The following is a 24039-nucleotide window of genomic DNA, read 5'->3' on the forward strand; positions in this document are numbered from 1 at the left end:
GGACTAGAGCGCCTGGGATTCCGCATGCTTCAGGGCATCCTCCCGCTGCTGGCGGTAGAGGCGCCCGTCGGAGAGGCGGTAAATCTCGTCGCATACATCGAATACGGACAGGCGGTGGGTAATGGCGATGCAAGTCCGCCGGGGCTTGAGCGACCGGATGTTGCACAGCACCTTCCACTCGGTATCCATATCGAGAGCGGAGGTGGCCTCGTCCAGCAGAAGGATGGGAGCCGGACGGAGCAGCGCGCGGGCGATGGCAATCCGCTGCGCCTGCCCTTCGGACAGGCCGCTGCCGTGCTCGCCGATCCGAGTATCGACTCCTTCCGGCAGCCGCTCGACGAATTCCTTGGCGCAGGCCGCCTCCAGCGCGTCCATCATCTGCTCGGGCGTCGCGTCGGGACGGCCGATGCGAAGGTTGTCCGCAATCGAACCCGAGAAGAGGGTATTGCCTTGCGGCACATAAGAGAAATAGGCGCGCGTATCGGCGGACAGCGTCCGTTGTCCGCCGCTGCCGCTCTCCAGCAGGATGCGTCCGGCATCCGGCTCCATGAGGGCCAACAGCAGACGAAGCAGGGTGGTTTTGCCTTCTCCGGAGGTTCCGACCAGTGCGACCAGTTCTCCCGGCCGGATCTTCACATTCACATCCCGGAGAATCGGCTTCCCGGTCACGTAGCTGTAGGCGGCTCCCTCGATGCTGAGGCCGGCCTCCCCTTCAGGCGCTGCGGCTGCCGTCCGCTTCTCGGGCTTGATCCGGTGAAAAGCGACAAGCCGCTCCGCCGAGGCAATCATTCCGAAGACGCCCGGAAGCATCCGGGACAGTCCCTCCAGCGGCCCCTGAATCTGGCCGACGAGCTGGAGAAAGGCCGTGAACATGCCGAAGCTGGCCTGGCCGTTCGAGACGCGGTAGGCCCCCCAGATGAAGGCCAGGAAGAAGCCGAAGCGGTAGCCGCTTCCGAGGGTCACGTCGGCGGCAACGTTGAAGCGGTTCCGGCGGATTATCCAGTACAGCCGGTTGTCCTGCGAACGGCGGATCTGCCGCAGGCTGTCCTCTTCGTTCTCGAACGTTTTGACGATCATCAGATTCTGAATCGATTCATGCAGCAGGGAGCGGTACTGGCCCTCCGCGTTCTGGATCTGATGCTGCAGCGCCTTGAGCCTGCGTCCGATGAACCAGCTGGCAATGACCGAGACCGGTCCCAGAACAAAAGCGAACACGGCAAGCGTCGCATCATAGAACAGGAGCGTGCCGAACGCGGTAGCGAACTGCACAACCAGCGCGAGAACGCCGGGCGCAGTAACGGTAATGGTCTCGGATACCGAATTGACGTCGCTGGTTAAATGAGTCAGCAGATTGCCGCTGTGATACCGGTTGGCCGCTCCCCATTCGGACCGGTACAGCCGGTGCATGAACTTGTGTTGCAAGTCGTTGTTCAGCGATTCCCGAAGCCGGACCACCCGCAGGGAGAGGAAGGCGTTCAGCACAATCTGCATGACCAGGATAAAGGCGAACGCCAGCAGAAAAGGAAGACCCTGGCGGAATCCCGAATGAATGGAGCGGTCGATCAGCTCCTTGGAGAAGATCGCCTGAAGCGCTCCGCTTGACGAGATGATGATCTGAAGGATGGCGATGATCCAGAATGCGCCCCATTTCCCCTTCATGACGTCGCGAAGCCAAGGGTACGCATCGGTATTCACAAGGCGTTTGATTCGGTTCATGAATGGCTACTCCAGTCTGCCCAAAGGCGTTGTTCTCTGTAAGGAACAGTCTTTTAGGTGAAGTCTATCAAAGTTGGCTGAAAAATCAAGAGAGAGGATGCGTTTGAAAGAAGACGATTGTTCTTTATTAAGTACGGAATTGGTGATAAATTTAATATATCGAATTGATGAGAAGTGTCGAGGGGGATTAAAGAATGCGCAGCACCCGCCGCTACAACCGGAATACCATTCCGGCGCTGCTGTACGGCCGAGCCGTCTCTTTTCCGAAAGATACCGCTTACTGTTATCCCGAATGGGGACAGTCGTACAGCTGGTTAGGGCTATGGCGAGAGACCCGGCAATTGGCCAAAGCCTTTCTCGGGGTTGGCGTTCAGAAGGGAGACCGAATCGCTCTCTTGATGCAGGGGCGCATGGAAATGATATTGGGGATGTTCGCCGCCGCGTGCATCGGCGCTGTCGCCGTTCCGCTCAACGCCTATTCCAGAAAGGATGAAGTCCGCGAATATCTCCGGCAAACCAGGCCGGTCCTGATGATGGCAGGGACAGAAGGGCACCGGATTCATTATCCTTCTCTGCTCCGGGAGATCGTAGATGAAGCCGGGACGGCCGGGGAGGACCCCTCCTGGCTGCCGCAGCGGATTGTTGTAGTGGGCGTAGACGCCGGGGAGAATTCGTTTGATTGTTCCGGCCGGTTTGAAACGTACAGCCAGCTGTTGGACCGCAGAGCCGCCGTGAATGACCTGGATCTGGATTCGGCTTGCGCGGCGGTCCGGGATGAAGACCCGCTGATTCTTCTTTATACCTCCGGGACTTCAGGCGAACCGAAAGGAGTTCTGCGTTCCACCCGTTCTTTTATCGGCAAGGAGGGCTTCTCCTCCCAAACCGGGCGATCGGGTAAATTCTCCGCTTACCTCACGGACCGCATCGCCAAACGCTTCTCGGTGTTGAACCTGCTCCCGCTGTATCATTTAGGCGGATTCAGCGCCATCTTTATTTCGCTGCAGACCTGCTGCTTGCGGATGGTCATGCTGTCGCACTACAATCCGGTACAGGCGCTGACCGCTATTGAGCATGAGCGGTGCACGGTGCTGGCAGGAACGCCGTTTATGGTCCAGCAGATGCTGGCCTCGCCCAAGAGAGCCCAGTTCGATCTGTCCTCGCTCCGGGGGATCACCTTTACTTCGGCCCCCATGAACAGAGTGCTGCTGGATAAAGTGTACCGCGACTCGGGCTTGCGGCTGCTGTTTCTGATGCTCAGTTACGGCTCCTCCGAAGCGGGTATAGTCGCTACGGGGATCTGCTTTGTCAATAAGCGCCCGGGAGCGCTGTCGCATTTGCTGCATCGGCTGCTCTCCCGCCGCTCTTTCCTTGGAGGGAGAATCGAACCGGGAGAGATGGAACTCGGCGATTACAGTTTTGGAGGCAAGCTGGAGCAGGGAGTTGAAGTTAAGATTGATCAGCGAGGAGAGATATTGATTCGCAGCCATAAAGTCATGCGCTACTGGAAAGAGAGTCCTGAGCAATTTACAGAAGACGGCTGGTATCGCTCCGGAGACTACGGGAAGTTCGGTCCGGGCAATCTGCTGATGATCGGCGGCCGGCTTAACCGGATCATCTCACGCGGCGGGGAGAAGATTGCACCGGCAGAGATTGAGAACGCGCTGCTGCGTCTGCCCGGTGTGGAAGATGCCTTTGTGCTGGGCGTACCGGATGAATTGTACGGAGAACAGGTCTGCGCCTGCATTATTCCTTGTTCCGAAGCGGAACTCAGCGCAGTGACGGTTCGGGAAGAGCTGAGCGTCCATCTCTCTGCCTTCAAGATTCCCCGCCACATTCTGTTCATGACCGATTTCCCGATGTCGCCGTCCGGTAAAGTGGCTGCCTCTGACATTCGCCGGCTTGTCCTGGAACAGATGGAGGAGATGGCGGTCCATGCGTAAATACTATCCAGGCATCACACTGTTCAAAATAGCGGGTTCCCTCCTTGTGCTGGCCGCCCATATTGTGCTGTTGCAGGTTCTAAGCACAGCGATGAACGGTTCCGGTTCGCAGCTTCATTATCTTTTTAACGGCCTGAAAATCGTGGTGCCCTGCTTTTATCTGATTTCGGGCTTTCTGGTCTACCGGGGCTGGAACCGGTCCGGCTCGCCCAAGGTTTATGTGAGATCCTATCTAAGAAAGCTGCTCTTTCTGTATCTGCTCTTCATGGCCATGTTCGCCCTTCAGTACCTGCTGCCTCCGCTCATTCATGAATTCAGTCTCCACAACCTGCTTCTTCAGGCTAAAATGCTGGCTGTGGCGTTCGTTCTGAACGGTCCTTATGTCCAGCTGTGGTTCATCCCTCCGCTTTTGTTCGGAACGGCCGCCGCTTTCTGGCTGATGCGCAGACAGTCGGGCAAGGCGATTGCCGCTTGCATCGCGGCGTCCTTTCTGGCCGGACAGCTCGTCCAGGGCAGCCTTCGGGCGCTGCTTGAGTCCGTATGGGGTCCGTTCTCCTTTCTGGAGACAGGCATCGGACCCTATGCCGTGCTGATGATCGCCCGCTATTTGGGCTACGGTCTGACATTCACCGGTCTCGGCGCTCTGCTCGCGAAGCATGAAGCGAAATTTACCGGCCGCAGGGGAAGCGGACTGCTGTATACTGCACTCGGATCGTTCTTTATTGAGATCGTCTTATTGGGGGTTCTTATTCCCTGGAAGGAGAGCTATGCGCTGTCGATAAGCATGCTGCCGATGTCTGTCCTCCTGTTCTATGGGGTGCTGCGGATTCGGAGCAGCCGGCTGGAGAATTGTCACCGGGCCCTGAACCTCGGGACGATGGTCATCTTTTTCGGACATATTCCCTTGATGCAGCTGAATGTATGGATGACGGGGGATACGGCGTCGCAGGTGGGGATAGGGTCTTCGGCAGGGTACTACGTATTGACCCTTCTGGAATGCATTTTTCTGACTTGGATTATGATCCGATGGAACGGAAGACATGGGAGGCGGCCCAGACAAGGGGCAACCGCCTCTAAATAAATTGTGACCAAGGTCCCGGCTTGCTATTTACAATCTTTTGTTCCCATTATATTCTTTATAAAGAACTATCACTTGTTCAGATTGGGGGAAAACGGATAAGAATGAAGAAAAGGGTGAAACGGTTGTCCGGTTCGCTGATGGTCATGCTGTTGCTGGCTTCCATTATGCTTCCGGTTTCAGCCTCTGCTTCGCCGAGTCAATCAGCGGCCTATCAATCCTCGACCGCCACGTCTTTTTTGTCCTCGCTGCTGGGTGCCATTGGTTCGCTCTTCCACAAGGACACCCCTCCCGCCAACAACCCTCCCCAGAATCAACAGCCAAGCGGAATCAACTGGTCGGATTGGCTGAAGGGCAACAACTGCGGAAATGGATGGTGGGGAGACACCAAGAACGACTCCTATAAGATTTGGGAGAAGTACTACTGCTATTGATTCGGCTTGAACCGCAGATGCGGAGCATCAAAAAGCTGGGTTCCGTTAAAGGAATCCAGCTTTTTGGCGTTTCAGCGCTGCACGTTGCCGCTCTGGCTGTCATTGGCCTTGAGCAGCATGGAGGCGTGGTCGAAGATATTGTTCTGAATGAGATAGGCGGGGGCTCCCGCGCCGGCATAGAGCGTGGAGAGTCCGATGCCCGCCACATTGGTGCTGACGGTATTGCCGGTGAAGCTGAAGCCGAGAACCCGGGACGGCTCATCCTTCTTGAAGAAGTTCCCGACTTTGACTACTTCCAGATTGGTTCGTTTCAGATTCATGGCGTTGAAGACATTGTTGCTCATGACCACCTTCTTCGCGCCCTGTAGCGTAACGGCGCTGGAGTCTCCTTTGACATTGAACACGGAATTCGTTACGGTCAGATCCAGATTGTCATTGTCGGCGGCGAGTGCCGTATTCCCCGTCAGATTCGTGCCGAAGGAGCTCTTGTCGAACACATAAGTTCCGGCGGAGAGGGTAACCGAGCCGAAGGTGCTGCCCTCCGCCGGCTCGAAGACCGAGTTCGTATAAGTTCCCGGCGGAAGGGCGAGGCCGTAGACCGGATTGTAATCCAGAATCCGCAGATTGCTGAATTTATTCCCGATTGCTCCGCCGGTCAGGCTTCTCAGCGCAGGCTGGCCGGTAATAGTGATGTTCGAAGCTTCGATTGGCTGGTTGTTGACGCTCATGCCGCCGCTGGCTTTGTTCGTCAGCGTAATATTGACATTGCGGACCTTTACGCCGAAGGGAACCTTGGCATTGGTCTGAAGCGTAGCGTTCGTCATATCCATGCCGTCCACAACAATGTCGGGCCCTTCCAGGAACGTGGACGCGTCATTCATCCGGTTGTTGGTGAACCGCGCATCGTGGTAGGCGACAAGCCGGGTGGCGTCAAAATGGTTGCCGGTTACGTCGGCATTCTTGAAGGTCTGGGAGACGGCAAGGCCGATGACTCCCCGGGATGCCAGATGATTGCCCTCTACGGTAGCATTGTAGCCGTCATAGAGAATGACGTCATAGGCAGCGTTGTTATAGAACTCATTGTTCTTGATCGTTATGTTCGTATTGAGACTGCCGTTCTCGCCGTATCCGCCCTCAACGTCGATGCCCGACTGCGGAGCAACGCCCTTGATATCATGCAGGACATTGTTGAGAATAAGCGCATGGTCCGCACCGCCTACGGTGATGCCCTGACGCCGGTTGAAAGCGAACTCCGAATTGCGGACGACCGCATTCTTGGTCACGGAGCGGTTCCAGAGTTCGGCGTAGGCATCCCCGGCCCCGACTTTGTCGAAGACGAGATGGACATAAGCGGCTCCGGCCGGAAGGGTCATGGTCTCGCGGGGGGAAGCCGTCTGCTTCTTCAGGAAGCTTCCGTCCGCTTTATAGAAGAACACCTGGAAGCTGTTCGACAGGTTCGTAATATTCGAGAGCTCGAACGTGTTCTCGGTCTTGAAGATCGCATTGTTCAAGTAAATCGGGTCCTTCGTGCGAACCTGGCCCGGGCTTCCGCTTACACTCTGGCCGCTGTCATTAATGGAGCCGCTCACAAAGCTGGAAGCATACAAATCTTTGAACATAACCCCGTAACCGCCGAGCATCAGACCGTCGCCGGTGAAGTTGAAGGCTTTGACGTTCTCGACCACTGTATGGACGGCCCCTTCGATGAAGATGCCGTATCCGCCTTCATGGGTGCCGGGACTGTAGGGGTCGCGTCCCGAATAGTCATGGGTGAGACGGTCGCCCATATAGGTCCCGCCCCGGAGTGTAACATTGTTGGCCCCGTATCCGATATACATAAGATCGTAGCGCTCGACGCCGTTGGTCTCTTTCTGGAGAGTAACGTCGTCCGGGAGATCGAAGAGCATGTTGCCGACCATCTTGATTCGGCTGCTCTTGTCGATCAGATAGGTTCCCGAAGGCAGTGTGGTGGCTGTAATCCCCTGCTTATACGCCCAGGACAGCGCGCTGTTGATTCCGGCTGTCGTCTCGGCCGGATGCGTGCCGTCGTTGTAGATGCCCCACCGCTTGAGGTCGATCAGATAATGGGTCGGCTTGGCGACAGCTTCGGAACTGGGCTGCGAGACGTTCTCCTGCTTGTCTACAGCCTGCACCTGAAACGTATAGGAGGTGCCAAAATCAAGGTCGGATACGGTATAACGGGTATCGGCCAACGGCTCCTGGTTCACAGGCTTGCCGTTAAGCAGAACCCGATAACCGGCCACATCCTTGCCGGGGCTTGGCGACCAGTTCAGCGTGACCCGGCTGGGCCCTCCGGCAGCCTGAAGATCTTCGGGCGCATCGGGAGGCGCAGCCTTCGCCGTGCGAAGGGAGGCCTCGTATCCCGGGGAGCGGTTGCCGTATTTATCGACCGTCCGCAGCGTATATCGGTATTCCTGGTCCGCCTTGAGACCGGCCGCCGTAAAAGCGCCGTCGGTAGAGATGCCCAGAAGCTCGGTTCCCGCGTAGATCTCAACCTGCTTGAAATCGGCATCGGCCGGATTGCTCCAGCTCAGGCGAAGGCTGGTATCCTTGGCTTCCGCCGCGAAGCCGCTGATTTCGGCGGGAGCCAGCTGGTCGGCCAGTGTGGCCGCCTGCACACGAACCGGCGGCGACTCTTGGCCTGCCGGATCGACCGCAACCACCTGAAGGCTGTAAGAAGTCGCGGGTTCCAGTCCCCGGAAGGTGACGGGACCGGCAAGCTCCGGTTCCTGCCGGATACCGTCCAGATAAAGACGGACTTCCTTGACCGCAGCCTGATCTGCGAGCTTCCATTCGAGCGTGATGCTGCTGCTTGTTGCCGTCCACTTCACGCTGATCGGCTCCGCCGCCGGCGCTTGGGAAGGCGAAGCGGAAGGCGCGGCCGCAGGCGAAGAAACAGCCGGTGCCGTTGGAGCCGCAGCCGAAGGCGCCGGCGTCGGACCGGCGGAAGGCGCCTGGGTAGCCGCCTGCGAAGGTGCCGGAGCGGGAGTCGGCGCCTGGGAAGCCGCGGCCGAAGGCGCCGGCGTCGGACCGGCGGAAGGCGCCTGGGTAGCCGCCTGCGAAGGCGCTGGAGCGGGAGTCGGCGCCTGGGAAGCCGCGGCCGAAGGTACCGGCGTCGGACCGGCGGAAGGCGCCTGGGTAGCCGCCTGCGAAGGCGCCGGAGCGGGAGTCGGCGCCTGGGAAGCCGCGGCAGAAGGTGCCGGCGTCGGACCGGCGGAAGGCGCCTGGGTAGCCGCCTGCGAAGGCGCTGGAACGGGACTCGGCGCCTGGGAAGACGCGGCCGAAGGCGCCGGCGCCGGAGCGGGAGTCGGCGCTACGGGCGGCTTGGCTGCCGCCTCCGGCGGAGCCGGAACGGCAACGGCTCCGCCGCCGGACGCGCCTCCGCCGATGGGCTCCGCCATTCCGCCCCCTGCGAAGCCACCGCCACCGCCTGCCAACAAGGCTTCGGGGATGGCTCCGGCCTCCGCTTCAGGCGACGCGGGGGCCGCGGAGGCCGGAGCCGCAGAAGGCTCGGCGGCTGCGGTATCATTCACTCTCAGTTCTTTATATAAAGTCCGGGCCAGAAGGGCGGCGAATTCGGAACGCGTTACCTTCTTGGAGGGCTGAAAGTTGCCGTTCTCGTCGCCGTTGGCAATTCCGCTTGCGACCAGCTTGGAGATAGCTTCGGCGGCCCAATGGCTGCCGGAGACGTCGGAGGGCGTAGGGGTCCGTTCCCCCGAATCCGGAAGATGGAAGGCTCTGGCGATAATTACCGCACTGTCCGCCCGGGTAAGCGTGTCCCCAGGCCGAAATGAACCGTCGGCATATCCTGTAATAATCGAACTCTTCTGGGCAGCCTCGATATAGGAGTAGGCCCAGTAGCTGCCGGGCACGTCCTTCAACGGCTGGGCCGGACCTGCGGCCTCGGCGCGGAGGTCGGCGGCTTGCACGATCAGCTTGACGGCCTCGGCCCGGGTAATCAGGTTCGCGGGACGGAAGGTGCCGTCCCTATATCCGCCGATGAGCTTCTGGTTATGAAGCCGTTCGATTTCCGGCAGCGCCCAGTAGGTAGATGAAATATCGCTGAAGAACGGCTGTCCGGCCGCTTGAGCGGGTTCGGGAAATTGCGCCAAGAGGGGAGTGGTCCATAATAAGGCGGCAAGTATGATTTTTTTCATGCTTGTAGTCCCTTCTCTAAAAAATACAGATTTTTCTACCGAATTCTACACTTTCTTTATCGGTAGAAGAAACGAAGGGCTGGAGAGAAGGAATGAGGTCCAATTATTCATTATCAGGGGACTAAAGACCTATTTTTTGAGGAATCTATTTCCTTTCCTTCGCAGTCCGTCCATGCTAAGGGGGAAAGGTATTCGTTTTAGAGAACAATAGGAACAAAGGAGGGGATCGCAATGAAGGGGTTGTTATCCAAGTTCATGGTAAGCGCAGCCATTCTGCTGGCAGCCCAGACGGTCTATCCGGATATCTCGGGTCCGCTTGCCAAGGCGGACAGCATTCCGGCGGGAGGCCTTTATGCAGCCGATCTGGCTAAATGGAGCATTTACAATAACGGCAGCCATGCGCCCGAGACGACCAAAGGAATCAACGAGGCGCTGGCCTGGGCCCACCGCCAGGGATATCGAGGCCTTGCGCTGCCGTCCGGCACCTATTTGATCGACAAGGACAGCCGGATCAATATGGTCAGCGATATGACCTTCCAGCTTTCCGCCGATGCGGTTCTGCAGAAAGAGACGAACGGCCGCGAGCGGTATGAGCTGATGTACCTGGGATACGGTGTTCAGAATGTTACGCTGCAGGGCGGCGTCTACAAGGGGGACCGGGATACGCACGATTACACGAAGAAGGACAATCCGTACACGGCCGGGACCCATGAGAGCGGGTTCGGCATTGCCCTGGAAGGGGCCAGCAATGTCGTGATCGACGGGGTCAAGACCGTGAACTTCACGGGCGACGGCATCATTGTCGGAGGGGTCGGTCAGCTGATTAAAGATGTCTATCCCGACGGCTTCGTCTCGGGCGGGCTGGATGCGCAGGGACGCCCCGCCAAGAATGCGGCCAAGATCCGGACCCGCGATCCGATCCCGCTTACGAACGACATGCTGAAACAGGAGCGGAAATTCGAAATCTCGAATACGGTCAACCTGCCCGGATGGTTCGAGGCCAACTTTTATAATAAGGAAGGGAAATGGCTTAAGAAGGTTACAGCCAAGATCAGAGACTCCGTGGCCATTCCCGACGGCGCCGTCTCCGTTCATCTGGTGTTCACACAGGCCAGCGCTCCCAAAGGCTATCTGGAGCTGTGGAGCCGGGTCGTCAGCGAGAATGTAGTCATTCAGAACAGCGAATCGGCGAACAACCGGCGCCAGGGCGTGACCGTGGGCGGCGCCGACCGCGTCCGGATTACGAACTCGGTATTCCATGACATGAAAGGAACGGCTCCCCAGTCCGGTATCGACGTTGAGGGCGGTTACGGGGAGAACGGCTATCTCAATACCAATATCCTGATCGACAACAATGAGTTCTACAACAACGCTTCCTATGATGTCATTCTCTACGACGGCCGGCAGGCGACGGTCAGCGGCAATCACTTCGCCTCCAAAGGCGTCATCGGGCTTGCGGTGGCCCCTCCTTTCCAGACGGCAGCCGTTCAGGGCAACCATTTTGACGGAACCCGGATTCTCGCGTACCACGATGCCGTCTTCACCGATAACCGGCTGAATGACTCGTACACCTATTTTGAAGGTCCGAACATTGCCATCGACGGAATGGAGGTAGTCAACGGCCAGTTGTCCGTCAGCGCCAAGACCGCATTCGGCGTCAGCGTCAAGAATGTCGATATCCGAATTACGGATAAGAAGGACGGAGGACTGTTCGTGAACGGCCAGCCGATCCAGGTTACCAACGCGACCATAACCGGGGAACCCAAGCTCAGAAGCTTCGGCGGCAGCGCCGCTGCCGGAAGTGTATTCACGAACCTGAAGGTCCTGGGGTACAGCGGAGTGTACGGCTTATCCCTTCCTCCCGGCAAATATGTGGATTCCCGTTTTGAAGCGGCGGAAGGTGGCTCGTTCGGAACGCTGTCGGCTGCGCTGCCCGGTGCGTACACCTTCGAGCGGACGACCTTTGTCACCAATTCTCTGAGCGGCGGCTATTTGTACGCGGACAACAAGGATTTAGCGCTGAGCGTGTCCGATTCGACCTTCGAAGTCCGGGGCAGTTCCCCGGCTGTAAGCGTACAATCCGCCAAGAGCGTACGTCTGGAAGGCAACGCGGTGAACGCGGCCGGGCTGGTGAACAAGAATACGGAGCTGTTCAAAATCAACGACTATTTCAAACGCACGGAGCCCTGCGATGTGTTCAATGTCGTTATCAGTGGGAATAGGCTGACCGGCAATCTGGCCGCGGTCGGCATCTCGACCCAGTATGCGGGAGTCAACGCCCCGCCGTACAGGGTAGAGAACAATGTGCTGGTCAAACTGACCAAAGCCTTGAAGACGAATGATATAGCCGGCGGAAATGTGCTCCGCTAGTCCGCAAATAGAAGGGCAGACCCCCGGGTCTGTCCTTTTTTTGTTCTTTTGGAAGAACAGACAAGCCGAGAATCCAGAGTTGACACGTTCTATATAAAGAACTAAAATTGATGAATAATGTTCTTAATTGAAGTCCAACTAGAGGCGGGTGAACCATGGAAGAGAATATGGGCACAAAGGACCGGGACACCCTGCAGGCGGCAGGGGGCCGGGAGATCAGCTTGAAGAGCTGGTTCGATGTCATCAAACGGAGACTGTGGCTGGTGCTGCTGCCGGCTGTACTATTGGGACTGCTCGGCGGTCTCATCAGTTCGGCTCCTCAGACTCCGATGTATGAAGCCTCCAGCCGTCTCGTTCTGTCGACGGATTCGGCGGATAAGCTGGGAACGCTCCGGGTATTTATGCGCGAGCCGGTGGTCCTGGGCGATGTTATCGAGGAGCTGGGACTGCGTGAATCGGCAGGTTCCCTGCGCAGCCGGGTTGCGGTCAGAAGTGTGGACAATTCGATTATTACGGTGGTCAGCGTACTGGATGCCGATCCGGTGCAGGCGCCGCGGATTGCCAACGCCGTAGTCAGCGCCTTCACGAACGAAGCGGCCAAGCGTCTTGGCTTTACAGGCGTGAACGTGCTGACTGAGGCGAAGCCGGCGGAATACCCGATGCCGGTGAACTCATCGAGCAACCGCGCCCTTTATCTCGGCATTATGGCCGGACTTGTCATCGGGCTGGGGCTGGCCTTCCTGAGAGACTCGCTGGACGGCGCCGTTCGCGGAGAGGGAGCGCTGGAAGCTCTCGGTATTCGGCCGCTCGGACGGGTCTCGCGGTTCCGGGGCCGGGATATCCGGATGGCCCAGACCAAACGCAAACACGAATACATAAGAGGTGAGCATTTTGGGGCGTAAGGAATCGTCGGCAACCAAGGCGGACGCCGGTAAATACCTGATCACGGCGGCGAACCCGGACTCCGCGCTCGCGGAGCAGTACCGGACGGTCCGCAATCGCATCCGGACGGCGCTGGGAGAAGCGGGTTCCATCCGCTTCGTCGTATCCTCCCCGCTGCCGGGGGAAGGCAAGACGACGTCTGCGCTCAATCTGGCCGTCAGCTTCGCAGGCAGCGGAGGGAAAGTGCTGCTGATCGATACCCATTTCAGACGGCCGGGGCTGGCTGCGCTGCTGGACGCCAAATCCTGGCCGGGCCTTACCGACGGATTAACCGGGAATGGCAAGCTGAATGAGCTGGTTCAAGAGACCGGACTGGAGCGCATTGATGTCCTGGCGGCAGGCTCGCCGCTGCCGGGAGCCGGAGATCTGCTGAATCACCCCGATCTGGCGGAGTTCCTGGAATGGGCCGCTGAAGCTTACCCGGTTGTCATTATCGACGCCCCCGCTGTTCTCGATTCATCGGCCGCCGTTATGCTGGCCGGCCGGTGCGACGGCTGTGTGCTCGTGCTGCATGAAGGCCGAACGGGCGTACAGAAGGTGCAGGAGGCCAAGCGCGTTTTGGAGCTTGGCAAGGCTCGTCTGATCGGAGCTGTACTTAACCGCAGCAAATAAGAAAGGAGTGGATGGCATTGATCTATAAACACCGCTTGTCGGTCTTGATGCTGCTGGATTCTCTGATTGTCGTCTCGGCTATTTTTCTGGGCGCTTTTCTGGTAAATGCCTCGTTCAACGTGTTCACCTTTCCCGTTATTGCTAGCTCGGTTGCCCTGTTCGCAAGCTACCATCTCTTTGCCTTTGTCTACCATCTCTATAAGAAGGCCTGGGAATATGCCAGCATCCAGGAGATGCTGCTCATTGCCAAGGTCGTCTCGGTCTCCATCGTCTGCGCCGGAGTGGTTCAGCTTGCGGCTACCGGCAATCTCCAGTACCGGCTGCTGCTGGTAACCTGGATGCTCCATATTCTGCTCATTGGCGGTTCCCGGTTCTGCTGGCGGGTATTCCGCACGAATGTCCTTTCGGTTCCCGGAGAGCGGGAAGACGTCAAGCGGACGCTGATCGTCGGAGCCGGTTCCGCCGGCACGATGGTGGTCCGCCAGCTGCTCTCCGGTTCGCAGGAACTGAAGCCGGTCGCTTTTGTCGACGATAACGTCAATCTGCTCGGACTGGACATCATGGGGCTTCCGGTTCTGGGGAGCACCGCCGATATTGAAGCGATTGTAACGAGCCTGCGGATCGAGCATGTGGTAATCGCCATTCCTTCCCTGGGCAAGAACAAGCTGAAGAAGATCTATGACGAATGCGCCAAAACGCCTGCCAAGACGCAGACGATCCCCTCCCTGGAAGACCTTGCCATCGGAAAGATTGCCGTCAGCCAGTTCCGCGATGTGCAGGTCGAAGACCTGCTCGGACGCGAGCCGGTAACGCTCGACCTGGAGAGCATCTCCGATTACATTACGGACAAAGTCGTGCTGGTCACAGGAGCGGGCGGCTCCATCGGTTCGGAAGTGTGCCGCCAGATCTCGGCCTTCCGCCCCCGGAAGCTCGTTCTTCTGGGACACGGCGAGAACAGCATCTACTCGATCGAGATTGAACTGAAGGCGGCGTTCCGGGATTCGGGCATTCAGTTCTACACGGAAATCGCCGACCTCCAGGACGAAGCCAAAATCATCGGCGTGATGAACTATCACAAGCCGAATGTCGTCTACCACGCCGCGGCGCACAAGCATGTGCCGCTGATGCAGCGCAATCCCGAAGAGGCGGTCAAGAACAATATTCTCGGCACGCTGCATGCAGCCAAGGCGGCCGATCTGGCCGGAGTCGGCACCTTTGTTATGGTATCGACCGACAAGGCGGTCAACCCGACGAGCGTAATGGGCTCCACCAAGCGCATCGCCGAGATGATTATTCAGAATATGGACCGGTTCAGCCAGACCAAATTCGTGGCGGTACGCTTCGGGAATGTGCTCGGCAGCCGCGGCAGCGTCATTCCTCTGTTCCGCAGACAGATCGAGAACGGCGGACCGGTTACGGTCACGCATCCCGATATGGTCCGGTATTTCATGACGATCCCTGAAGCCTCCCGGCTGGTCATCCAGGCCGGGGCGCTTGCCCGAGGCGGCGAGATCTTCGTTCTGGATATGGGCGACCCGGTCAAAATTCTGGATCTCGCGAAGAATCTGATCCGGATGTCGGGCTATTCGCTGGAAGAGATCGGAATCGAGTTCACGGGAATGCGGCCCGGCGAGAAGCTCTACGAGGAGCTGCTGAATGAGACCGAGGTCCATGAGGCGCAGATTTATCCGAAGATTTATATCGGCAAATCGACAGAGGTCGATTTCAACGGCATCCATCACCTGCTCAGCGTCTATGAGGACCTGACGATAGAGGAGCTTCGCAAGCTGCTGCTTGATATCGCCAACGACCGGCTTGAGTTGGGTTCGATTCCGCTGGCCACGGTCAGCGCCGGTTAGGCCCGGGAAGAGAGGAAGAACGGAGAATGGCCAACAAAATCCTGCTGTGCGCAACCGTCGACTTTCACTTCAGTTCGTTTCATCTTCCTGTGATGGAGTGGTTCAAACAGCAGAACTGGGAGGTCCATGTCGCGGCTAACGGCGATATGGACCTCCCGTTTACCGACCGTAAATTCAACATCCCCTTCGAGCGCTCGCCGCTGGGCCGAGGGAATCTGGAAGCCTACCGGCGCCTGAAGGAACTGATGGACCGGGAGCAGTACCAGATTATTCACGCCCATACGCCGATGGGCGGGGCGCTGGCGCGGCTCGCAGCCGCGAAGTCGAGAAAGCGGGGGACGAAGGTGCTGTACACCGCGCACGGCTTTCACTTTTGCCAGGGAGCCCCGCTCCTGAACTGGATGCTATACTATCCGATCGAGAAAATGCTCGCCGGCCGGACGGACTGCCTGATTACCATTAATCAGGAGGATTACCGGCTGGCGGAAGCGAGGTTCCGGCCCCGGCGGCTCGAGCATGTCCACGGCGTCGGCATCGACTGTACCCGGTTCGCGCCGGTGGACGAAGAGACGAAGCGCCGGTTGAGAAGGGAGCTTCCCTATCCCGAGGACGATCTGCTGATCTTCTATGCGGCCGAGTTCAACCGCAATAAGAACCAGCAACTGCTGATCCGGGCGCTGGCCAGCGTCTCCGGGGAGCTGCCGGAAGCCAGGCTGCTGCTCGCGGGACGCGGAGGGCTTCTGGAAGAATGCCGGACGCTGGCCGATTCGCTCGGCGTGGGCGACCGGGTGCATTTCCTGGGATACCGCACCGATCTGGACCGGCTTCTGCCCCTGTGCGATCTTGCCGTGTCCGGCAGCCTCCGGGAAGGGCTGCCGGTCAATATCATGGAAGCGATGGCCTGCGGCCTGCCGATTGTGGCAACGCGCAACCGGGGACATCTCGAACTGGTGGAGGATGGTGTCAACGGCTATCTCGTTCCCGCGGAAGACCCGGGGCCGCTGGCGGGCCGGCTGCTGGAGCTGGGCCGGTCAGCGGAACGGAGAAGAGAGATGGGAGCGCGAAGCCGGGCCAAGGTAGCCGACTTCGGGCTGGAACGGGTCGTTACCGAACTGAGCGGAATATACAAGACCTACATGACGGACACGGCGGAAGCGGAATCCGTCCGGGCCGCCGGAGAGTCCTTATCTGATTACTAAAGATGTGAGGTGCAGCACATGGAAGTCCTTCGGATTCTGCAAGTCGTTACGGTGATGAACCGGGGCGGTCTGGAGACGATGCTTATGAACTATTACCGCCGGATGGACCGGACGCGCATTCAATTTGACTTCATGGTACACCGCGCGGAGCGGGGACATTACGATGATGAGATCGAAGCCCTCGGCGGCGTCATTTACCGGATGCCTCCGATCCGGCCCGGCCATTACCGCAGCTATTTCCGGCAGCTGGATCAGTTCTTCAAGGAGCATCCTTCTTACCGGGTTGTGCATTCCCACATCAACGAGAACAGCGGCTTTGTGCTCCGCGCCGCCCGAAGAGCGGGGATATCCTGCCGGATTGCCCACAGCCATATCAGCGACCAGAAGCTGGACATCAAGCTGCCGTTTCGCCTTTATGGGAGAATGGTCATGAAGGGAAAGCCGAATGCTTATTTTGCCTGCTCCCGGAATGCGGGAAGATGGCTGTTCGGCGCCAATTCCGACATTCAGTCCAAGCTGGTCGTCATGAACAACGCGGTGGATCTGTCCGACTTTGCCTACAGCGAAGGGAAGCGAAGCGAGGTCCGTCAGGAATGGAAGGCCGAAGGACGCCTTGTGATTGGACATGTGGGGCGTTTTGACAAGCAGAAGAATCACGACTTTTTAATTGATATTTTTCAGCAGATCCATAGCCTGAATCCCGAAGCGCTGCTCGTTCTGGCAGGAACGGGGCAGCTGGAGCCCTCCATCCGGGCCAAGGTCGAACGTCTCGGATTATCGGAGCATGTCCGGTTCCTCGGCGTTCGCAAGGACATCTCCAGACTGATGCAGGGCATGGACGTCTTTCTGTTCCCGTCGCTCTTTGAGGGCCTGCCGGTCGTTCTGGTTGAAGCCCAGGCGGCCGGACTGCGCTGCGTGGTCTCCGATGCGATTACAGCCGAGTGCGATCTGTCGGGAAGAATTGAATTCCTGAGTCTGAAGCATCCCGCGGAATACTGGGCCCGCACCGTTCTGTCGCAGACCTGTGAGCATGCCGATACGGCAGAGCTGCTGCGCGGCCAAGGCTATGACACGAAGACCATGTCCGAATGGCTGGCAGGCTTTTATACCCGGGCCTCGGCGCTGTCCGGAGAGGCGAGGTGAGCATATGGTTCCGACATTGACCGTTTTTACTCCGGCTTATAACCGGGCGTCCACCCTGCCTATGTGCTACGAGAGCCTGAAGCGCCAGACCTGCCGCGATTTTGTCTGGCTGATTGTCGATGACGGTTCAACAGACCGGACCCGCGAGCTGGTGGAGAGCTGGATCGCGGAGGGACAGGTGGATATCCGCTATCACTACCAGGACAATCAGGGGATGCACGGAGCCCATAATACCGCATACGAACTGATGGATACCGAGCTGAACGTATGCATTGATTCTGATGATTATATGGCGGATGAAGCCGTGAAGACCATCCTGGACTTCTGGCGGGAACATGGAGGAGAGAATGTTGCCGGAATTGTCGGCCTGGACGCCTCTCCCGCGGGGGAGGTTATCGGTACCCGACTGCCGGAAGGAATGAAGGCGGCTCCCTTGAGCCATCTGTATGACAAGCATGGGGTCTTGGGCGATAAGAAGCTGGTCTACCGGACCCGGCTGATCCAATCCGCTCCGCCGTATCCGTTGTTCCCCGGGGAGCGATATGTGCCGCTGGCTTATAAGTATCTTCTTATCGACCAGCAGTATCCGCTGCTGCTGCTGAACCGGGTGCTGTGCCATGTCGAATACCGGACGGACGGATCGAGTCTGAATATGTTCAGCCAGTACCGCGCCAATCCGCGCGGGTTTGCCTTTTATCGCAAGACGGCCATGCGGTATTCGCCCACATTGCGCAAAAGGTTCCGCGAAGCCATTCACTATGTCTCCAGCAGCCTGATGATCCGCAACCGCCGCTTTCTGAGCGAATCGCCGAACAAGGCGCTTACGCTTCTGGCGGCTCCGCTGGGCAGTCTGCTCTACTTCTATATTCAGCGGACTTCCCGATCGGCGCCGGCTTCGGTGACGAAACAATCAGGAACCGCAGGTAGCCAGGGGAGCGGGGTTCAATGACCATTCTCTGGCTTCAGCTCGGCTTTGCGTTTCTGTGCGCATTGCTGGCCCGCTATTATGCCGTCCCGGCATTGGCCGGCTCCCTTCCGGTGCGTCCAAACCGTATGCTCGTCGCCCTGACGGCGGTGAGCTTCATAGCAGTTGCCGGGCTGAGGAACAACATCGGGGACACGGTCTTTTATGTTCACAGCTATGAGATCACCGATTTCACCTGGACGTATGCGCTGCACCACAGCGACATGGGCTTCAGTGTCCTTCAGATGCTGCTCCAGCAGATCAGCGACGATCCGCAGATCCTGATCTTTACCACAGCCCTGATTACCCATACCCTGATTATCTGGACGTTCTACCGGTATTCCCGGCTGTTCGAGCTCAGCGTATATGCGTTTATTACCTCCGGCGGTTTTGTCGTCTCGATGAACGGTATCCGCCAATATTTGGCGGCGGCGATTGTGTTTGCGGCCACCCCTTATATTATGAAAGGGAACTGGGCGAAGTACATGCTCGTTGTTCTGCTCGCCGCCCTGATTCATCAGAGCGCGCTTATCCTTATTCCCATCTATTTCATTGTCCGGCGGGAAGCCTGGAAGGGCTCGACGTTTGCCCTGCTGGGTGTGGCGGTGGCGATTGTGATCGGCTTCAACCAATTCTCGGAGCTGCTGTTCTCGGCCATCCGGGATACGAAATATGCGACCTACCAGGACTTCACCGAGGGCGGCGCCAACGTGCTCCGGGTCTTCTTTTACGCCATCCCGCTGGTGATTGCCTTTGCGGGGAGACGCCGGCTGAAGCAGCTCTATCCCAAGATTGACATTCTGGTGAATCTGTCCCTGATCGGCATGGTTCTGATGATCGTTTCCACGCAGAACTGGATTTTTGCCCGGGTGGCGATTTACTTCAACCTTTATCAGATTCTGCTGTGCTCGTGGGTGGTCAAGGCTTTTCGGGAGAAGGATCAGAAGCTGGTCTATCTGGCCTTGCTCGCCGTGTACGTCCTTTATTTTTTCTACGAGAACGTGATTTCCCTTGGCCTTATTTACAGCAGCGATTATTTGCCCTGAACCGGACACGAAAGGAGAATGAAGCATGGAGACCCAGGCAGCCATACCGAAGATTATCCATTACTGCTGGTTCGGCCGCGGCGAGAAGCCGGCTCTGGTGGAGCGGTGCATCCGCAGCTGGCGCAAGCATCTGCCGGATTATACCATTAAGGAATGGAACGAGAACCATTTTGACGTGGAGAGCAACCGCTATGTCAGAGAAGCGTACCAGGCGCGCAAATACGCCTTTGTCAGCGACTACGTCCGTCTGCACGCGCTCTACACCGAAGGCGGCATCTATATGGATACGGATGTGGAGGTCGTCCGCTCGCTGGACCGGTTTCTGACCCTGGGAGCCTTCTCGGGCTTCGAGGATGACCACTTCCTGCAATCCGGTACGATGGGGGCGGTGGCAGGGCATCCCTGGATTCGGGAGCTGCTGGACTATTATGAGGGCAGACCCTTCCTGAAACCGGACGGCTCGCCGGACACCACGACGAATACGGCCGTAATCAGCGACATCTGCCGGCGGGAGGGCCTTGAGCTGAACGGCCGGCTGCAGACCATAGCCAACGGGGTGACCTTCTATCCCCGCACATATTTCAGTCCTTACGATTATATCAACGGCGGCAACTATTTATCGGAGGAGAGCTATACCATCCACCACTTTGCCCAATCCTGGCTGCCGCTGCATGTCCGGCTAAGAAGCAAGCTCAAGCGGAGAATCAGCCGGATCGTCGGCCCGGACAACATCGCCAGAATGCGGGATTTGCTCACGCCCAAAAGACTTCTGGACCTGCTCGTGTCCTGCACGCTCCTGCTGGTCCTGTCTCCGGTCATCGCCGCCACGGCGATTCTGGTGCGGATCAAGCTGGGCTCGCCGGTCGTGTTCCGGCAGCAGCGGCCCGGCCTGCACGGCAAGCCGTTCCATATCTACAAGTTCCGCACCATGACCGATGCGAGAGACGGCGAGGGCCGGCTGCTCTCCGACGAGCTGCGGCTGACCCGGTTCGGGCGGCTGCTGCGCAAATACAGCCTCGACGAGCTTCCGCAGCTGTGGAATGTCGCCCGGGGCGAACTGAGTCTGGTCGGTCCCAGACCCTTGCTGATGGAGTACCTGCCCCTTTATAATGAGCAGCAGGCCAGACGCCATCAGGTGAAGCCGGGCATTACGGGCTGGTCGCAGGTGAACGGACGGAACGCGCTGTCCTGGGAAGAGAAATTCGATCTGGATGTCTGGTATGTGGACCATCGAAGCTTCAAGCTGGATCTGCGCATTCTGTTCATGACGGCGGGAAAAGTCTTCCGGTCGGAGGGCATTCAGAACGGCAATCATGTCACGATGCCGGTATTCCGGGGAACAGTCTTACAAGATGAACATAGAGAGCAGGGATTTCAATGACGCATTCGCGCATCCTGTTGTCTCCCCCGCACATGAGCGGAAGGGAGCAGCATTATATTCAGGAAGCTTTTGAGACGAACTGGATTGCGCCGCTCGGGCCGAATGTCGATGCCTTCGAGCGGGAAGTAGCCGATTATGTTGGCACCCGGGGAGCCGCGGCGCTGAGCTCGGGAACGGCTGCGATTCATGTCGCGCTCCAGCTGCTGGGCGTGGGCAGCGGAGATGTCGTCTTCTGCTCGTCCATGACCTTCATTGCCAGCGCCAATCCGATTGTGTATCAGGGAGCGGCGCCGGTCTTCATCGACTCGGAGCCGGAATCCTGGAACATGTCGCCTGCGGCGCTGGAACGCGCTTTCGCTGAAGCGAAGGCGGAGCAGCGGCTGCCGAAGGCGGTAATCGTAGTGAACCTGTACGGACAGAGCGCCAAGATGAATGAGCTTACGGAAATTTGCGGCCGGTACGGCGTCCCGATTGTCGAAGACGCCGCCGAATCGCTGGGCACGACCTACGAAGGGCGGCCGAGCGGAACGTTCGGACGTTTCGGAATCTTCTCTTTCAACGGCAACAAGATCATTACCACTTCGGGCGGGGGAATGCTGGTCTCCGATGATCTGGAAGCCTTGAACCGAGCCCGCTTCCTGGCCACCCAGGCCAGAGACGCCGCGCCGCACTACCAGCACAGCGTCATCGGGCACAATTACCGGATGAGCAACCTTCTGGCCGGCGTTGGCCGGGCCCAGCTGGAAGTGCTGGACAGCCGCGTCGATGCCCGAAGAGCCGTGTTCGGCCGGTATCAGGAAGCGCTGGGCGGCGAAGAAGGGCTCCGCTTCATGCCCGAGCTCGCGGGAACCCGGTCGAACCGCTGGCTGACGACCCTGACCTTTCAGGGGGAAGGCGCAGCCGCGAAGGTGCATGGCGTGCTGAACCGGCTGGCGGAGGAGAATATCGAAGCCCGTCCGCTCTGGAAGCCGCTGCACCTGCAGCCCGTGTTCGCGGGCGTGAAATTCTATCCTCACTCCGACGGCGTCTGCGTGTCCGAAGAGCTGTTCGAATCCGGACTGTGCCTGCCTTCCGGCTCCAGCATGTCCCAGAGCGAGCAGGAACGCGTCATCGAGGTCGTCCGGCGCACGCTGAATGAGAGCGCCGGGTCGCTTCCGTCGCTGCGTTCCGTCTAGAGATACCGCTCCCCGGCGTTCCGGGTCCGGATGGGCCGGGCCGGGGTTCCGTAAGCGACGGTGTAGTCGCCGATGTCGGCGACTACGGTCGACCCGGCGCCGATCACGCAGTGCATGCCGATCTGTATGGAATGAATGACATTCGCGCCTACGCCGAGCGCCGTGTAATCGCCGATGGCCACATTGCCGGCGGCCACGGCCCCGGGAGCCAGCGAGACGCAGTCGCCGGTCCGGCTCTCATGCTCCAGAATGGAGCCCGAGTAGAGAATGCCGTGACGCCCGACGACGGCATCGCTTCCCAGGACGGCGCCCGACAGAACGACGGTGCCTTCGCCGACGGCGGCCCCCCGGGCAAGGCTTGCGCGGGGATGAACGACCCGCGCATAACGGAGTCCGGGAAGCCTCCGACGGATCCGTTCGGCAATAAGCCCGCGCGTCCAGTTGTCTCCGACGGCAATAAGCCCTTCGCAGCCGGCTGGTGCGCTGCGGACCAGCCAGTCCTCGTCTCCCAGAACCGGATAGCCGTGCACGGTGAAGCCGGGCGGCTTATGCGAATCAATAAGCCCCCGTATCCGGTATTTTCCCTCTTGCTCGGCAGCGTCGATCAGAACCTTGGCATGTCCGCCCGCTCCGATAATCACCAGTTCCCGCATGTCTCCCTCTCCTTCCAGAATCCACTATAGCATACTCGCAGCCGCTGCCGGCAATATGGGAATTGACACCTTGGCATCAAGGATGGTACGCTTTATTTGCGTTCGTTTTATAGAACGATTTTTTCATTTTGTTCGTTATTGCTGAATCGAGGAGTCGACTATGGCATATTCATGGGCACAGCGAATTGAAGAACTTCCTGTTGAAATGAGACTGCTGCTGGCTCTGCTCTCCAGAGACGGCGAGACCGGCAGTCTGTCCGAAGCATATGATTCCGTCTGGGAACAGGTGGACTGGGATCAGTTCATCGAATTGGCAATGCATCACCGGGTGTTCCCGAACCTGTACCCGATCCTTAAGAACGGATACAAGGAACGCGTTCCCGAAGAGGTTCTGCGCCGCTGCTACGAATTGTACTCCCGCAATACGCTGCAAATGCTGTATTTTACCGCAGAAATGTCGAAGCTGGGCCGGCTTCTGTCGGATCACGGCATTCGCTGCCTCTTTCTCAAGGGGCCCGTGCTGGCTCAGGACCTTTATGGAGAGGTCTCGCTTCGGACATCCAGCGACCTGGATGTGCTGGTGCCGGTGGAGATGCTGGATCAGGCCGAAGCGCTGCTGGCTTCGTCGGGCTATATCAAGGACGAATACATCCGAAGCGTGCTGAATGACTGGAAGTGGCGGCATCACCATTATGCCTACGTCCATTCCGCCACGGGTCTCAAGGTGGAGGTTCACTGGAGATTGAATCCGACGCCTGCCCTGGACCCCCGGTTCGATGAACTGTGGGAACGGAAGCGAGTCAGCACGCTCTCTGCGGACCCCCTCTATTATCTGGGCAGGGAAGATCTGTTCTTCTTCCTGGCCACGCACGGCGCTCGTCACGGCTGGTCCCGCGTGCGCTGGCTGCTCGATATCCATAAGCTTCTCGGGCAGAATCCCGACCCGGACCGCCTGACCCGAACGCTGAAGAAATATAATGTCGTCTCCATCGGCGGACAGGCGCTTGCGCTGGCCGACCGGCTGCTCTCGAGCGAAATGGCGCCTGAGCTGCGCAAGCTCAGGGATCGTCCCCGGTCGCAGAAGCTGGCGATGGAGGCTATGTATTACGTGGAGCGGCGAATCAACCTTCACAACAAGCCGCTCCCCGAAGAGGTGGAGCGGTATCATAAACGCCACCAGTTCCGGCTGCTCGCGCCGGGACGGAAGACGTTCTTTACGCTGAGTCTGCTGTTTCCGTATCCGGAAGATGCCGATACGCTGCCGCTGCCCAAGCGGCTGCACGTCCTCTATATTCCCCTGCGGCCTGTGCTCTGGCTGTGGCGCAAGACAGGAGGGCGGGGCCGGTGAA

17 protein-coding genes and 1 pseudogene are annotated in these 24039 nt (G+C 58.6%); 15 read left to right on the top strand and 3 right to left on the bottom strand.

The window, feature by feature from the left end; genetic code table 11:
• Positions 1–3 precede the first annotated feature (3 nt).
• Positions 4–1716 (bottom strand): ABC transporter ATP-binding protein, encoded by a 1713-nt coding sequence (locus RBI05_RS11795; RefSeq protein ID WP_310551259.1) that lies wholly within the window; start codon positions 1714–1716, stop codon positions 4–6.
• A 194-nt stretch (positions 1717–1910) separates the two neighbouring features.
• On the opposite strand from RBI05_RS11795, the gene RBI05_RS11800 reads away from it, so the two are divergent.
• From RBI05_RS11800 to RBI05_RS11810, 3 genes are all read left to right on the top strand, one after another.
• Positions 1911–3656 (top strand): class I adenylate-forming enzyme family protein, encoded by a 1746-nt coding sequence (locus tag RBI05_RS11800; protein WP_310551260.1) that lies wholly within the window; start codon positions 1911–1913, stop codon positions 3654–3656.
• On the top strand, positions 3649–4737 hold the full coding sequence (locus RBI05_RS11805) for an acyltransferase family protein (protein WP_310551261.1): 1089 nt from the start codon (positions 3649–3651) through the stop codon (positions 4735–4737). The genes RBI05_RS11800 and RBI05_RS11805 overlap by 8 nt, the downstream gene beginning before the upstream one ends.
• Positions 4738–4838: 101 nt before the next feature.
• Positions 4839–5168, top strand: coding sequence for a hypothetical protein (locus RBI05_RS11810; protein WP_150459570.1), 330 nt, complete (start codon positions 4839–4841; stop codon positions 5166–5168).
• A gap of 71 nt (positions 5169–5239) precedes the next feature.
• Here RBI05_RS11810 and RBI05_RS11815 read toward each other — a convergent pair whose 3' ends face one another.
• Positions 5240–9346, bottom strand: a complete 4107-nt coding sequence (locus RBI05_RS11815) for an S-layer homology domain-containing protein (protein WP_310551262.1) — start codon at positions 9344–9346, stop codon at positions 5240–5242.
• A 231-nt stretch (positions 9347–9577) separates the two neighbouring features.
• On the opposite strand from RBI05_RS11815, the gene RBI05_RS11820 reads away from it, so the two are divergent.
• The 11 genes and pseudogenes from RBI05_RS11820 (at position 9578) to RBI05_RS11870 (ending at position 22037) form a co-directional block, all read left to right on the top strand.
• Positions 9578–11716 carry a right-handed parallel beta-helix repeat-containing protein gene (locus RBI05_RS11820; protein WP_310551263.1) on the top strand — a complete coding sequence of 713 codons (2139 nt, stop codon included), beginning with the start codon at positions 9578–9580 and terminating at the stop codon, positions 11714–11716.
• Between the two features lie 155 nt (positions 11717–11871).
• The gene (locus RBI05_RS11825) at positions 11872–12618 is read left to right on the top strand and encodes a YveK family protein (RefSeq protein WP_310551264.1); all 747 of its coding nucleotides are present in this window, start codon (positions 11872–11874) and stop codon (positions 12616–12618) included.
• Positions 12608–13270, top strand: a complete 663-nt coding sequence (locus RBI05_RS11830) for a CpsD/CapB family tyrosine-protein kinase (RefSeq protein ID WP_310551265.1) — start codon at positions 12608–12610, stop codon at positions 13268–13270. Before RBI05_RS11825 ends, RBI05_RS11830 begins: the two co-directional genes overlap by 11 nt.
• Before the next feature lie 17 nt (positions 13271–13287).
• Entirely contained in the window at positions 13288–15129 is a 1842-nt protein-coding gene (locus tag RBI05_RS11835) for a polysaccharide biosynthesis protein (RefSeq protein WP_150459565.1), read from the top strand.
• Between the two features lie 26 nt (positions 15130–15155).
• Entirely contained in the window at positions 15156–16328 is a 1173-nt protein-coding gene (locus RBI05_RS11840; RefSeq protein WP_310551266.1) for a glycosyltransferase family 4 protein, read from the top strand.
• Positions 16329–16346: 18 nt separating this feature from the next.
• Complete coding sequence (locus RBI05_RS11845) at positions 16347–17471, top strand: glycosyltransferase family 1 protein (RefSeq protein ID WP_150459563.1); 1125 nt, start codon at positions 16347–16349, stop codon at positions 17469–17471.
• A gap of 4 nt (positions 17472–17475) precedes the next feature.
• The gene (locus RBI05_RS11850) at positions 17476–18420 is read left to right on the top strand and encodes a glycosyltransferase family 2 protein (RefSeq protein WP_150459562.1); all 945 of its coding nucleotides are present in this window, start codon (positions 17476–17478) and stop codon (positions 18418–18420) included.
• Positions 18417–19481 (top strand): EpsG family protein, encoded by a 1065-nt coding sequence (locus RBI05_RS11855; protein WP_150459561.1) that lies wholly within the window; start codon positions 18417–18419, stop codon positions 19479–19481. Before RBI05_RS11850 ends, RBI05_RS11855 begins: the two co-directional genes overlap by 4 nt.
• A 25-nt stretch (positions 19482–19506) precedes the next feature.
• Positions 19507–19818, top strand: a pseudogene (locus tag RBI05_RS11860) (glycosyltransferase family 32 protein); the annotation flags it as partial.
• A 402-nt stretch (positions 19819–20220) separates the two neighbouring features.
• The gene (locus RBI05_RS11865) at positions 20221–20862 is read left to right on the top strand and encodes a sugar transferase (protein WP_223879951.1); all 642 of its coding nucleotides are present in this window, start codon (positions 20221–20223) and stop codon (positions 20860–20862) included.
• On the top strand, positions 20859–22037 hold the full coding sequence (locus RBI05_RS11870) for a DegT/DnrJ/EryC1/StrS family aminotransferase (protein WP_310551267.1): 1179 nt from the start codon (positions 20859–20861) through the stop codon (positions 22035–22037). The genes RBI05_RS11865 and RBI05_RS11870 overlap by 4 nt, the downstream gene beginning before the upstream one ends.
• Here RBI05_RS11870 and RBI05_RS11875 read toward each other — a convergent pair.
• Complete coding sequence (locus RBI05_RS11875; protein ID WP_150459558.1) at positions 22034–22690, bottom strand: acetyltransferase; 657 nt, start codon at positions 22688–22690, stop codon at positions 22034–22036. The two genes, RBI05_RS11870 and RBI05_RS11875, sit on opposite strands and share 4 nt — an antisense overlap.
• Positions 22691–22850: 160 nt before the next feature.
• Between RBI05_RS11875 and RBI05_RS11880 the strand changes: the two genes are divergently transcribed.
• Complete coding sequence (locus RBI05_RS11880) at positions 22851–24038, top strand: nucleotidyltransferase domain-containing protein (RefSeq protein WP_310551268.1); 1188 nt, start codon at positions 22851–22853, stop codon at positions 24036–24038.
• Position 24039: the final 1 nt, after the last annotated feature.

The organism is Paenibacillus glufosinatiresistens, assembly GCF_031470375.1.
Taxonomy (GTDB): domain Bacteria; phylum Bacillota; class Bacilli; order Paenibacillales; family Paenibacillaceae; genus Paenibacillus_AQ; species Paenibacillus_AQ glufosinatiresistens.